General features: G+C 40.8%; 13 protein-coding genes. 6 read left to right on the top strand and 7 right to left on the bottom strand.

The window, feature by feature from the left end:
* Window positions 1-158: 158 nt before the first annotated feature.
* Window positions 159-1,739, bottom strand: coding sequence for an MATE family efflux transporter (locus tag AAEY94_RS20155; protein WP_182745029.1), 1,581 nt, complete (start codon window positions 1,737-1,739; stop codon window positions 159-161).
* Window positions 1,740-1,799: 60 nt separating this feature from the next.
* Entirely contained in the window at window positions 1,800-2,630 is an 831-nt protein-coding gene (locus tag AAEY94_RS20150) for an ion transporter (protein ID WP_162022836.1), read from the bottom strand.
* Window positions 2,631-2,796: 166 nt separating this feature from the next.
* Here AAEY94_RS20150 and AAEY94_RS20145 point away from each other — a divergent pair, with 166 nt between their 5' ends.
* Together AAEY94_RS20145 and AAEY94_RS20140 are read left to right on the top strand one after the other, a co-directional pair.
* Complete coding sequence (locus AAEY94_RS20145; RefSeq protein ID WP_101087500.1) at window positions 2,797-3,300, top strand: L,D-transpeptidase family protein; 504 nt, start codon at window positions 2,797-2,799, stop codon at window positions 3,298-3,300.
* A gap of 52 nt (window positions 3,301-3,352) precedes the next feature.
* Complete coding sequence (locus AAEY94_RS20140) at window positions 3,353-3,955, top strand: VOC family protein (RefSeq protein WP_350979829.1); 603 nt, start codon at window positions 3,353-3,355, stop codon at window positions 3,953-3,955.
* Between the two features lie 430 nt (window positions 3,956-4,385).
* On the opposite strand, the gene AAEY94_RS20135 is transcribed toward AAEY94_RS20140, so the two are convergent.
* The 4 genes from AAEY94_RS20135 to AAEY94_RS20120 form a co-directional block, all read right to left on the bottom strand.
* Entirely contained in the window at window positions 4,386-4,844 is a 459-nt protein-coding gene (locus AAEY94_RS20135) for a GNAT family N-acetyltransferase (RefSeq protein ID WP_101087498.1), read from the bottom strand.
* Between the two features lie 21 nt (window positions 4,845-4,865).
* Entirely contained in the window at window positions 4,866-5,177 is a 312-nt protein-coding gene (locus AAEY94_RS20130; RefSeq protein ID WP_350979827.1) for a hypothetical protein, read from the bottom strand.
* Window positions 5,178-5,347: 170 nt separating this feature from the next.
* Window positions 5,348-5,836 (bottom strand): GNAT family N-acetyltransferase, encoded by a 489-nt coding sequence (locus AAEY94_RS20125; RefSeq protein ID WP_350979825.1) that lies wholly within the window; start codon window positions 5,834-5,836, stop codon window positions 5,348-5,350.
* A 226-nt stretch (window positions 5,837-6,062) separates the two neighbouring features.
* Window positions 6,063-6,431 carry a PH domain-containing protein gene (locus AAEY94_RS20120; RefSeq protein WP_182745026.1) on the bottom strand — a complete coding sequence of 123 codons (369 nt, stop codon included), beginning with the start codon at window positions 6,429-6,431 and terminating at the stop codon, window positions 6,063-6,065.
* Window positions 6,432-6,865: 434 nt separating this feature from the next.
* On the opposite strand from AAEY94_RS20120, the gene norV reads away from it, so the two are divergent.
* The 3 genes from norV (at window position 6,866) to AAEY94_RS20105 (ending at window position 10,109) form a co-directional block, all read left to right on the top strand.
* On the top strand, window positions 6,866-8,371 hold the full coding sequence (gene norV, locus AAEY94_RS20115) for an anaerobic nitric oxide reductase flavorubredoxin (protein WP_101087494.1): 1,506 nt from the start codon (window positions 6,866-6,868) through the stop codon (window positions 8,369-8,371).
* Window positions 8,368-9,513, top strand: coding sequence for an NADH:flavorubredoxin reductase NorW (gene norW / locus AAEY94_RS20110; RefSeq protein WP_350979822.1), 1,146 nt, complete (start codon window positions 8,368-8,370; stop codon window positions 9,511-9,513). Before norV ends, norW begins: the two co-directional genes overlap by 4 nt.
* Window positions 9,514-9,773: 260 nt before the next feature.
* A complete protein-coding gene (locus tag AAEY94_RS20105; RefSeq protein ID WP_350979820.1) occupies window positions 9,774-10,109 on the top strand; it encodes a TehB family protein in 336 nt (111 codons plus the stop codon).
* 311 nt (window positions 10,110-10,420) lie between these two features.
* Here the strand turns inward: AAEY94_RS20105 and AAEY94_RS20100 are convergent, their stop codons facing one another.
* Window positions 10,421-11,227, bottom strand: a complete 807-nt coding sequence (locus AAEY94_RS20100; RefSeq protein ID WP_350979834.1) for an endonuclease/exonuclease/phosphatase family protein — start codon at window positions 11,225-11,227, stop codon at window positions 10,421-10,423.
* 322 nt (window positions 11,228-11,549) lie between these two features.
* Here AAEY94_RS20100 and cls point away from each other — a divergent pair, with 322 nt between their 5' ends.
* Complete coding sequence (gene cls / locus AAEY94_RS20095; RefSeq protein WP_350979818.1) at window positions 11,550-13,004, top strand: cardiolipin synthase; 1,455 nt, start codon at window positions 11,550-11,552, stop codon at window positions 13,002-13,004.
* The last annotated feature ends 22 nt before the right edge of the window (window positions 13,005-13,026 follow it).

Raw genomic sequence — 13,026 nt, 5'->3', positions numbered from 1 at the left:
CTGAGTCTCATCTTCACTGAGTCTCATCTTCACTGAGTCTCATCTTCACTGAGTCTCATCTTCACTGAGTCTCATCTAAACTAAGTCACATCTAAACGAAGTCACATCTAAACGAAGTCACATCTACACTAAATTACATCTACATAGCATCTATCAGATCAATTGATTTTATCGCTGTTTTTCTCACTGCCAATGTTATCGGTACTAGCGCTATCAGCACCGGATTTTTCAGTATCATTTGTGTTGCCATTGGCTGTATCGGCGTTATCTTGTTGAGCAACTTGCTTACACAGTGGGTCTTCATCTAATTGAGCCATCTGAGTGCGCCCTGGCATAGGTGAAGGAGCAGCCACCATATCAATGTTTATCGCATCGTCTTCTAGTAGTTGTCGATTAGCACCCGCTGAAAGCATACCTTGGCGGCTAATTTTGTCGACTAATCGATATGCACATAAAATACCTATCACACCAAATATAATTGCCCCAATCACCTGACCAATTAACACCCCAAATACACCGCCCCACTGGGCGCCAAAATACACAAATGGTATGGTGCCGATGGTTGCTTTACCGACATTAAAAAAGGTCGAGTATTTAGCCTTACCTAAATTATTAAATGAGGCATTGGCAATAAACAAAATGCCCGAAAAGATAAAGAACACCGCGATGTACTGACAGAAAAACAAAATAAGCTCTGCCGCATCGCCTTTCATATCAAAACTACTAATAATGACATTTCGTAATAAAAACAGTACCAGTGACACCACCAGAACATAAACAACACAAAATTGAATCGCTTTGTTTAAACTCAATCGAACTCGTTCAATTTCATTGGCACCAAAGTTTTGCCCCACTATCGGTCCGACAGCGCCAGACAGTGCAAAAATCATCCCGAACGAGACGGGGATCAAACGTCCTAATACCGCCCAGCCAGCTACATAACTATCACCAAAATCAGCTATGGCACGCGTTACCACCGCATTACCAATGGGAGTTGCCACATTGGTGAGCATTGCAGGTGCGGCTATGGCAAAAATAACCCCTAGGTCTTGCTTGAACTCAATCCACGAAAATTGACCTAACAGCTTATGCTTAACCACCACTCCGCGAGCTGAGATGACAAACACCGCAATACGGGCCAATACCGATGCAGCCGCAGCACCTTCAATACCCATTGATAAACTAAAGATAAAGATAGGGTCTAATACGGCGTTAACACCGCCACCAGCTAGTGTCGACATCATCGATAGTTTGGCATCACCCACTGCACGCAGCGCGCCGCCAAGCGCCATTGCTAAACAAATAAATGGTAAGGATGGCACCAGAATATACAAATAGCTTTCAGCCAATTCCGCAGTGCGCCCTGTTGCACCCACCAACGCTAACAATTCGGGAATAAACGCTATGACAACTGCAGCCACCAGCACACTGGTAATTAACGTCACGATGGCACTGTTTAAAAATAATCTCTTGGCTAACTTTATGTTTTTCGACCCCACCGCTTTTGACACCAAAGCGCCTAGAGCAATCGATAAGCCGATACCTATCGAAGTCGTAAAAAATGAAATCGTGCTAGCATAACCTGCTGCGGCGGCGAGCTCTATTTCACCAAGTAAGCTTAAAAAGAAAATATCGAGTAAGTCGACCACAAAAAGTGCCGAAATACCCACAGCAGCAGTAGAGCTCATCACCAGGATATGGCGTAAAATGGAACCCTCAACAAATTTAGCAGCGGTCATCAATATCCTTGTGTGTCTATAATAAAAATCAAATCTAAATCAGCTTTACAGGCTGTAACCCTAGAGTTTTTCAAGTTCGCTACCACAATGATTACAATATTCAGCATCTTTATCGTGGCCTTTTTTGCCACAATTGCTGCATTTACGTAAATCACGGGTTCTGACCATTTCATGTGAAATTTCAGCGGTTAAAATACCGGTGGGGATCGCAATAATCGAATAACCAATCAGCATAGTAAGTGCCGCAATCCCTTGGCCCAATGGCGTTTGCGGCGTAATATCTCCGTAGCCAACGGTGGTAATGGTCACTACGGTCCAATACATGGACTTAGGAATGGAAGTAAAGCCATTGTTAGGGCCTTCAACCACATACATAACCACACTTAACACCATAATAATCAGGCTTACCGAGAAGAAAAACATAAACACTTTTCGACCAGACTGCACCATGGCTTTAAGCAATATTTGGCCATCGCTTAGGTATCGAAGTAACTTTAATACTCTAAACACCCGGAATAAACGCAGTACTCTTAACGCCAACGCGACATTGGCACCAGGGAAAATCAACCCTAAATAACTGGGTAAAATTGACACTAAATCCACTACACCAAAAAAACTGCGTGCATAGTGTAACCGATTAAGCGAGCAATAGAGTCTTAATATGTACTCAACGGTAAACAATACCGTAAAGGTCCATTCGGCGATACTAATATAGTCACCGTAAAGGGAATTAACATATTCTGTGGTATCGATAAAAATCAATATCACACTCAGTACAATACAGACCATAAGGGCAATATCGAAACGTTTTCCTGCTGGGGTTTCGGTACCAAAAATCACACTTCTAAGCTGTTTTTTTAGTGGACTGTCAGATTTTTCTTCGATATTCATCTTAATATTCACTGTCTCGGGTAATAAATTGCAAATAAACTCGGTTAACTAATATCAATTAACCCTTGTTGTCGTTAAAATCTAACATTGACTGTCGAGTTTTAACATTCGAAATAGGGTCATTTTACAATAAAAATTAAAAAGGTCATTGGTTTACGGAGATTTCATGCGCGCGTTGTACATAATATTTATAGCCTTAATTTTCAGCCCGTCATTGGCGGTTGCCTCTTCAAGCCAAACTACAGCAAAAGTAGATTTAGTTGTCGTCAATAAATCTGAATCACGCTTATCTGTCATGCGTGACGGAAGAGTGATTAAAAGTTACCTTATTGCCATGGGCGATGTGCCAAGTGGTCATAAGCTTAAAGAAGGTGATCAACGTACTCCGCAAGGTCGTTATGTATTAGATTATAAAAAATCTGATAGTGCATTTTATAAATCGATTCATATCTCTTATCCCAATGAAGAAGATAAATTACGAGCTGATGCATTAGGCATTAGAGCCGGTGGCATGATTATGATCCACGGTGAAAACCCTCGTTCAACTTTACCGCCAGAAGAAGCACAAAAGTACAACTGGACCAATGGATGTATTGCCGTCACCAACAAAGAAATGGATGAATTGTGGCAAATGATTGATGCTGGTACACCGATTGAAATATGGCCATAAGCTTATTCAATCTCAACCATACCATTTTTTGCTTTGTTTCTTGGGTTATTAAATGAATTACCAACATCTACAACATACTTGGGCAGACTTTAGTCAGCGCATTAGCGTGTTTATTCATCGGTTAGGTTTAGACAACTTAGCATTGAATTGTGATCATGCTGCTCTGCGGGTGAATGATAATCAAACAGCGCAGTTACTCGTCGATGAATTTAGTCAACACGGCAAAATCATCTCAAATAACATCATCAACGGTCGGCCGATTTTAATCATTAAATTAGCCGAACCATTAGTTATCGGTGCGATGAAAATTCAATGTGTTGAACTGCCCTTTCCATCTGACAAATCTTATCCGGTTGAAGGTTGGGAGCATATCGAATTAGTGTTCCCATCACAGGCACAAACCTGTGATGAACTCGTCGCAGAGCTTATCGAAAAAGTGCCACTACTGGCTGATGTTATTGCGGGTAATACTATTGCAGGTAATACTATTGCAGGTAGTGACGAAAACAATGATATTAAGGTTAAACAAAGTTCGCCAAAAGGTGATAAAGAGCGCCTTGCTAACCCAACTATCGCATTTAAGGCCAATGGCATTTGCATTAAAGTACACCCGCACGATATTCAAAAAATTGTTGAGAGTGAACAAGCCTGCTAGGCATAGTACTAATAACGCTTTGTCTGGAAACTGCAGCACTAATATAAAACAAGCCAAACTCAGTTATGCCAATGCTATAACTGAGTTTGGCTTGTTTAGATCAATGATAGAAAGGTTGTAAATCATTAAGCTTTTCAAAACCCATTTAGAGGTCAGTTTTTATGCTTAATTAAAAATCTTAGCGCTAAGTAATGCAACACAGGCAAAGCTGTGTATGCCAGTAACAATGAATCAAACAAAAAAATCCACTTTACAATAACCCACTTATCTTTTCCTGTGCACAAGCTATGGCTAAAAAATGCTACACACTCACCTTCTGGGGTCATTAATATTACGATGGCAATGCCAAAAATAATGAAGAAGAGTAATAGTCGCTTACACATTTCATAAATTAGCGCTTTGCTAGGTTTTACCTTTATCACAAATCAATTTACTCAATTAATCTTGTCATAAACAAGCTATTAGGATCTAGTTCATAGTCCGCAAATGGGCCGCTGTAATCAAATTGATGTCGTTCATACAAACGCCTTGCTGGCGCAAAAAAATCCATCGATCCAGTTTCCAAACTCAACCGCTGATAACCACAAGACTTAGCTACGCCCAATATGTGCGATAACAATGCCGATGCTACTCCTTGGTTTCTCGCCATTGCAGCCGTTCGCATAGACTTAATTTCGCCGTGGGTTGGCGTTAACTGTTTTATCGCTACGCACCCAAGTACTATGTCACCTTGTTTGGCACACCAAAAAGTAATTGATGGATGTTTTAAGGCTTCAATATCTAATGCATGAACACTACCCGGTGGCGATGTTGCATACATGTCAGCCAAATGTGCTTGCAGTAACTCAACCACGCCAGAGCCCTGTAAATCATCAATCATAATATCCATGTGCCAAGGCTTCCTTTTGAACTATGACCGTTTATGAAATGCATTTTTATCGAGTAGTTTAATCACCAAATCGATACGTTTATGAGCTAAATAATCATCTCGATGGCTAAAGCCAATCGCGACAAATAACAGTAGCAACCACACAAAATTTTGTTCTACTAATAGGTCTACTTTTGCAATATATAAAATAGCGCCAATAGTCGCCAAACACATCAGCCATTGGATTAACCAAGTATATGGTTTGGGTCTCAGTTTATCTAAATCTAAACGTAAAGCGGTAATGCTATCCGTTTCATAAGATTGGATAATATTATCTGCTTGAGATTCATTCATTTTTACACTCCATTGTAAAAGCCACTCAGTTAATGAGCGAAACGTGGTTAATTAAACCGTTGCGACAATACCCTAAAAGTGAGTCGTGTCACCTAGATTTTATTGAAAACGATTTTACTAAAAATTATTTTGCTGAAAACGTCGATTTCATTGAGAACATGACTCATTTATTAACCACATAACTCCAGTATCATGGTTTGAGTCAGTAATGCACTACCCTCTCGTAGAGTCTGTGTTTCACCAACAGCAACAAAACCAATTGATTTATAGAGATTAACAGCGGCCTCGTTAACAATAGTAACCTCTAAGCAAACGACTTTTCGATTAGATTTTTTGGCCCAATCAATAATGCTATTCAGTAATAACTTACTAAGTCCATATCCGCGCGCGCGTGGTGACATCCACATTTGATACACATGTGCAGCATCAGTATCCATAGGACTAGGACTATGGATCTGTCCCCATGCTAAGCCTACGGCGACGCCATCAAGTTCAGCGATCAGTGGCAATGCATGCTTTGCTCGATTGCTTGCATTAAGACGAGAAATCCACTCTTCGTCGGTAAATTCAGCTTCTCGTTCATAAGTCGAGCCAAACGAATCTGGCGAGTCTTGTAATGCTAATAAACGTAACCTTCTATAGATTTCCCAATCACTCATCAGCAACACTCTGATTTGAACATTAGCCATATTTACAATTTTACACCCCACGTTTTAGTCTTTCTCGACGCCAGATAACTGACGAAATGACCCACTTAACACTCCTCAGTTTCAGCATTAAATTCTAGACTAAACTCATATTTTACAACAGATTAAACCTTAATGGTTCGTTTGTTGAAATTATCAATTTATTAAGCAATTATTGACAATAGCGGCATTTGCAGACCTATAATAAATAACCTGAGATTATTTTTGATATCTCCAGCATTGAGGCCTTACCAGTAAACTCAAACCTAACTTTGCCTATCGCTGAAAAGTATATTTCTAGTTCGGAATCGAGATCGAATGTCCCCGATGTTTCAATTGAGTAAGCGACAATATTTTTGTAAGGCAAAGATGTAAAATCTTTTTTACTTCCTGTAATGCCTTGAACATTAACAGCGATAATTCTTTTACTGGTAAAAATGACACCATCACGCATGGATTTATATGAATCAATGACTCGTTCATCATCGATAAGTAAATCGCGGGCTTTGTCTGCAAAATCAGAATCCTGCTTCAGTTTGAAAAAACCTTTATTATTAAAATCTATCATCTAACATCCTTTTTATATCTGACATCCAAAGGGATTGAATTAATACAAATTTTACGACATAAACAGCTCAGTAAATTTCGTGGTTATCGTATTCTAGTGAATAGCCTTAGCTTAATGTAATAACAATTACATTACAAAATGCAACTGAAGCAAGCATTTATCTCAGTTTGTATTAGCTGATAAATAGCGATAAAGCCTGTGATTGGCATTTCATCAATAATGTCGTTTTAGAACACAACAAGAAGTCAATATGACAACTTAGCGTCATATTGACAATATACAGCATGTCTTTATGACACCAATAAAATTCACTAAATATACATTACCTGCATATAATCAATAAGATAAACAGTTGGCATGCACTCTGCAATAACGAAGTTAACTTTTGAAATATCTCTATCAACTTTAACTTCTAATTTATTACAGGTGTACATATGACAATTCACATTAAAAATAACATCGATTGGGTTGGACAACGTGACTGGGAAATATTGGACTTCCATGGTACTGAATATAAAACCACCAAAGGCACCAGTTATAATAGTTACCTTATTCGTGAACAGAAAAATGTCTTAATCGATACTGTTGACCATCGTTTCAGCCTGCAATTTATCCAAAACCTTGAGATGGAAATTGATCTCGATAAGATTGATTACATCGTCATTAACCATGCGGAAGAAGATCACTCAGGTGCCTTAGCGGCTTTAATGGCTAAAATTCCTAATACCCCGATTTACTGTACCGAAAATGCTATCGACTCTATTACTGGCTTACATCACCATACAGAGTGGAATTTTAATATCGTTAAAACCGGCGATACCTTAGACATTGGTAACGGTAAGCAGTTGGTGTTCATTGAAACTCCGATGTTGCATTGGCCTGACAGCATGATGACCTATTTAACGGAAGATGCTGTGTTGTTTAGCAATGACGCGTTCGGTCAGCATTACTGCGATGAGCATTTGTTTAATGACGAAGTAGACCAAATTGAATTGATGGATCAGTGTTTACGCTATTATTCCAATATTTTAACCCCGTTTAGCTCGCTGGTTACCGCCAAAATTAACGAGGTGCTAAGCTTTAACCTGCCCGTTGACATGATTGCTACCGCCCATGGCGTAGTGTGGCGCGACAACCCAGCACAGATTATTCATCAATATCTGCAATGGGCAGATAACTATCAGGAAGACAGAATCACCATTTTTTATGATTCGATGTCTAATAACACCCGCATGATGGCCGATGCCATTGCTCAAGGCATCCACGACGTTGACCCTGTTGTGTCGGTTAAAGTGTTTAACGTGGCCCGTCATGATAAAAATGACATATTAGCCAACGTGTTCCGCTCCAAAGGTATTTTGGTAGGCTCATCAACCATGAACAATGTCATGATGCCGAAAGTCGCGGGAATGCTAGAAGAGATCACAGGCCTGCGCTTTAAAGATAAAAAAGCCGGTGCATTTGGAAGTTATGGCTGGAACGGCGGCGCCGTTGACCGTATTCACACCCGTCTTACAGATGCCGGATTTGAAACCATTGTCGGCTTAAAAGCAAAATGGCGACCAGATGGTAAAGCGATGCGCGAATGCCGTGAGCACGGTCGCCAGATAGCTAAAAGCTGGGCATGGCATGATTTAAGTAATGTAAAATCCATTTCACCGGCATCGCTAGCTAAGAGCGCTCAAGCCACTGTAACCACTAAGCCAACTCAAGCAACTCAAGCAACCAAACCGACATGTACAACAGCGACGGCAATGAGTGATTCACAAAATATGCTCTGCACTGTGTGTAATTGGGTATATGAGCCAGTATTGGGTGAGCCTAATCAAGATGTAACACCAGGTACACCGTGGAGCGAAGTGCCAGACTTTTTCCTTTGCCCAGATTGCGGCCTTGGCAAAGATGTTTTTGTCCCTATCGCTGAGAGGAAAGCATCATGAGCGCCCCCATCATTATCATCGGTAGCGGCTTTGGCTCATATCAACTAATCAAAACCATTAGACGCACAGATAAGCATTTACCGATAACCGTGTTCACCCTTGATGAAGGCCACGATTATAATAAACCGGACTTGAGCCATGTATTTAGTAACAAGCAAAACAGTACGGACTTAATCCGCCTTACTGCACAAGAGTTTGCCTCCGAGAATAATATTACTCTGCATGCTTTTACCAAGGTTGATTGCATTGATAGTGAACAGCAAGCGGTGTTTGTTGAAGGTGTTGCTTACCCTTATACAAAACTGGTGCTAGCAACAGGAGCAAAAACCTTTGTGCCATCAATGCTTGGTAACGCAACAGACAGTGTGGTCACCTTAAACAGTCTTAGTGAGTTTAATAATGCGCAGCTGCAACTACAAAATGCACAACGTGTTTTGGTTATTGGAGCGGGTATTATCGGCACTGAAATAGCCATGGATCTTAATCGCAGCGGTAAAAACGTAGTAGTGGTTGATCCAAGTCACGGCGTGATGGCAACCATGCTGCCAGATTTAGTCGCCAGTGTTTTACAAAAGAAGATGGTCGATAACGGTGTTGTATTTGAGTTTGGCCGTACCATTAGTTCGCTAAACAAAATTGAATCAGGTATTTGTGCCACACTCAGTTGTGGTAATACCCATATTGTCGATTGTGTTATTTCAGCTGCGGGATTAAAGGCTAATGTTGGCTTAGCACGAAAGTCAGGATTCAAAGTCAATAATGGCTTAGTGGTTAATCTGCAACTGCAAACCTCAGCGAACAATGTTTATGCCTTAGGAGATTGCGCCGAAATCAATGGTAAGGTGATGTCCTACTTGCAGCCCATTATGTTAAGCGCCAATGCGTTAGCGAAAACCTTATTAGGCCAACCGACAGATTTGAAACTACCGGCTATGTTAGTCAAAATTAAAACACCGCAAATGCCCATTCAATTAGGCGGGAATACCGTAATTGACGTTGCATCGTGGCAGGTTGATATTGATGCTCTGGGTTGCTCAGTAAAAGCGTACAATGAGCAAAAACAGATAATCGGTTTTGTGGTAACAGAAGGCCACATGAACAATACCTTCCCGCTACTCAGAGCCTTACCAGCAAGTCTTTAGTATTTTATCGAGTAGGCTTTACTCATAAAGCCTACTCATCAATCAACTTAACCTGAATTTGGGATAAGGGATGAACTTATGCTATTTAAAATCAGCATGTTAACCCTCCTCACTTTCAAGCTTGTCATTGGTTATGCGAGCAAGGCGAATTGACGCGTCAATAGCTAGCCTATTGTAAGTCGATTCAACGCAGTTAGCAGGGCAAAGGACTGTTTGAAAGGCGTTTATTATCCCGAGTTCAGGTTATTTAGGAGATCATTATGTCTCATCAACGTATCCCAGCAAACTGGACAATTCAACGCTCTACGCCATTTTTCACCACTGAAAATGTGCCTGATGCGCTACTGACTCACCACAATACCGCCGAAGGTGTATTCGGCCAGTTATGTGTAATGGAAGGTGTGGTCACGTATTTTGGTTTTGCAAACAGCGAAGCAACTGAACCAGAAGTAAAAGTGGTGATCAAAGCAGGCCAATTTGCCACTAGCCCACCAGAGTACTGGCATCGTATTGAATTAAGCCCTGATGCCCAGTTCAATCTTAATTTCTGGTCTGAAAAAGATAAAAACGGCCAAGCGATGTTTAATAAGAAATAATTAATTGAAGCTGTAGCAGATAAAAAAATCAGTATTGAGAGACATATCAAGCTACTGATATAGTCGTTTAATCAGCGGGTTAATTAACGATAAGATCATAATGTATTATGCTCTTATCGTTTTAACTTGCACAAAAAACACATTAAATCGTTAAAGGTTATTTTACTCGAATTGAAAAACGACTGTGAATCGATTTTAACATTGATGTGCCTGTCAGCCGCACCAATCAATTAATCTTGAGCGAGCCCATGCGGTCTTTATGACCTTTAACACAACTTTAATCAGTTAATAGCCGTCATAAACTATGAGCGTTAACTTTCGCCTAATCTAAATTGCGCTAACAAAGGATAATGGTCTGAGCTTTTAGTCATAATGACCCGAGATGACTCTAAAGTTAGTCCTCGATAATAAAGGTGATCAATTGGATAGCCCATCACGGTTGTGCGTTTGTCATCCGCGGGGATCACCGCTTTTAGCCCTAATTTCTTTGTCATCAAGGCTAACATTGATAATCTAGCTTGACGCCAAGTATTTAAATCCCCGCCGAAAATTATCGGTCCTTTATGAGCACTTAACGCTGGCAGTAGCTGCTGTAACTGCGCAGCATAACTGTCTAGATCATACTCAAAGTTAATACTGTGCAAGTTAGCCACCAGCAAAGTTTCACCATTCGATAAGGGGAAATAACTTAACAAACTCGACTTGGGAAACTGTATTAGGGGTTCAGCCGTCAAATAACCGCAACTTTCACTCGCAGCAACTTGAGACAAGCTCATCACCCCTAGTGGTATATGGTCTTGGCTAAATGCTTGCACCATCGCCAATTGTTGGTGATGTTGTTGGCGCCACAACTGAAACTCGTCAGATAACTTCACCTCTTGCAGCAACAATAATTGATGTTGTTTAGCTAACTGACTGAGCAGCGTTTGCCAGCCAGCATTTTGCTGTTTATAAACATTCCAGCTCGCGACCGCCAGTTGGCCATCAGTATCCAATTTAGCGATAGGTGTGGCTTTTACACATTGTGCAGCAAACGACTCTTGCTCATTATTAATCACTTGAGGCTCTGTGGCTAAATGAAAAAATTTTGGCACAACCACAACTGTCATCATCAACAATATGACGATAACCAGACTTCCCCATCGAGCAAGCCCAAGCAGTTTACGCTTAGGCTGCAAGGTCGATGTTGGCTTTGAGCGAAAAATACCGATGGATAAATACCTCTATTCGTTTTGGGAGGGCTATCTGAAAATGACTAAAAGTGACTTAAAGTGATGCTAGCGTTTGGTTCGCATTAAACTGAATAGCACCAGAGTCTTTATAATAAAACAAACTGTTTGATATACCCAGCCGTACAGACGGATGACTATAGACAATACCGATTGAAAACCTGATATGATAAGTGCATGTTTTTCTACATGATTGATACACTGGCTAGCTATGGTTGAGCTTTATAAAATATTAACGATAATCAGCGTATTAGCTTATTGGCTGCTCATTGCTGGTATCACCACGCGTATTGTCTATAAACGGCGATCTATTGGTGTTTCCTTAGCTTGGATGATGCTTATTTATGTTGTCCCCATCTTAGGTATTTTCCTTTATTTCCTCGTTGGCGAGATGAACCTTGGTAAAACCCGCGCAGTGAGAGCTAAAGAGATGTACGGCCCCTATCGGGAATGGTTTCGTCGACTGTTTGCCATTCAGCAATATCGTCCTCACAACTTAAGTGATTACGCGATTCCCATAAGCCATTTATGTGAAAAACGTCTGGGCATTCCTACGTTAGCCAATAATCAACTAACACTTAAATCGTCTACAGAAACAATATTAACAACCCTGATTGAAGACATACAACAAGCGCAAACCTCGATTCATTTAGAGTTCTATATTTGGCATCCTGGTGGGCTTGCTGACCAAGTTGCCCAAGCACTTATTCAAGCTGCTCAACGCGATGTGGCAGTGAGAATATTATTAGATGCTGCAGGAAGTCGAACCTTTTTTAACAGTAAGTGGCCAAAAAAAATGCGTGAAGCTGGCATAAATTTGGTATCCGCACTGTCTGTTTCTCTTGTACGTATGATCTTCCGCCGTTTAGATCTTCGCCTTCATCGTAAAATAGTCGTGATAGACAACCAAATCGGTTATACCGGCTCAATGAATCTAGTCGATCCTAAATATTTTAAGCAAAGCGCTGGTGTTGGTGAGTGGGTTGATGTCATGGTGAGAATTACCGGCTCCAGTGTGCCAGTGCTTAACTGCATTCTCGCCTGGGATTGGGAAACCGAAACAGACCAGAGAATGTTACCCGAACCGCCACAATGCCATCCGCACGACGAGGAACCATCCGACATGGTTCAAGTTATTCCATCAGGACCCGGTATGCCTGAGGATATGATCCAACAAGTTTTATTGCTCAGTATTTATCAAGCAAAACACAGCATCACCATCACTAGCCCTTATTTTGTCCCCAGTGAAAACCTACTGTTTGCATTAACAGCAGCTGCATTACGGGGTGTGGAGGTCAATTTAATCATACCCGATAAAAACGACTCAATGATGGTGGAATGGGCCAGCAGATCTTTCTTTGGCGAGTTACTGAATGCAGGTGTCAATATTCATCGTTTTCGTGGCGGTTTACTGCACACAAAGTCAGTGGTCATTGACCTGCACCATAGTCTAATCGGCACAGTTAATCTTGATATGCGCAGCCTATGGCTTAACTTTGAAGTGACTCTTTCTGTTGAAAATTTAGAATTCACTCAATCGCTTAGTGAAGTCCAACATCAATATATGGCTAATTCAATAAAAATGGATGCGCGCCAGTGGCGTAAAAGACCGTTAGTTAAACGATTAGTCGAGCAGTTTTTTTACTTATTTAGCCCACTACTTTAACGATAAAGTAAAAATCAATGCG

Source organism: Shewanella sp. AC34-MNA-CIBAN-0136 (genome assembly GCF_040309945.1).
Classification (GTDB): Bacteria; Pseudomonadota; Gammaproteobacteria; order Enterobacterales; family Shewanellaceae; genus Shewanella.
This window is presented reverse-complemented; position numbering and strand designations above follow the sequence as displayed.

Excerpts from the sequence above, each read along its gene's own strand:
- AAEY94_RS20155 (WP_182745029.1), bottom strand. The coding sequence starts at position 1,739 with ATGACCGCTGCTAAATTTGTTGAGGGTTCCATTTTACGCCATATCCTG.
- AAEY94_RS20150 (WP_162022836.1), bottom strand. The coding sequence starts at position 2,630 with ATGAATATCGAAGAAAAATCTGACAGTCCACTAAAAAAACAGCTTAGA.
- AAEY94_RS20145 (WP_101087500.1), top strand. The coding sequence starts at position 2,797 with ATGCGCGCGTTGTACATAATATTTATAGCCTTAATTTTCAGCCCGTCA.
- AAEY94_RS20140 (WP_350979829.1), top strand. The coding sequence starts at position 3,353 with ATGAATTACCAACATCTACAACATACTTGGGCAGACTTTAGTCAGCGC.
- AAEY94_RS20135 (WP_101087498.1), bottom strand. The coding sequence starts at position 4,844 with ATGGATATTATGATTGATGATTTACAGGGCTCTGGCGTGGTTGAGTTA.
- AAEY94_RS20130 (WP_350979827.1), bottom strand. The coding sequence starts at position 5,177 with ATGAATGAATCTCAAGCAGATAATATTATCCAATCTTATGAAACGGAT.
- AAEY94_RS20125 (WP_350979825.1), bottom strand. The coding sequence starts at position 5,836 with ATGAGTGATTGGGAAATCTATAGAAGGTTACGTTTATTAGCATTACAA.
- AAEY94_RS20120 (WP_182745026.1), bottom strand. The coding sequence starts at position 6,431 with ATGATAGATTTTAATAATAAAGGTTTTTTCAAACTGAAGCAGGATTCT.
- norV (WP_101087494.1), top strand. The coding sequence starts at position 6,866 with ATGACAATTCACATTAAAAATAACATCGATTGGGTTGGACAACGTGAC.
- norW (WP_350979822.1), top strand. The coding sequence starts at position 8,368 with ATGAGCGCCCCCATCATTATCATCGGTAGCGGCTTTGGCTCATATCAA.
- AAEY94_RS20105 (WP_350979820.1), top strand. The coding sequence starts at position 9,774 with ATGTCTCATCAACGTATCCCAGCAAACTGGACAATTCAACGCTCTACG.
- cls (WP_350979818.1), top strand. The coding sequence starts at position 11,550 with ATGGTTGAGCTTTATAAAATATTAACGATAATCAGCGTATTAGCTTAT.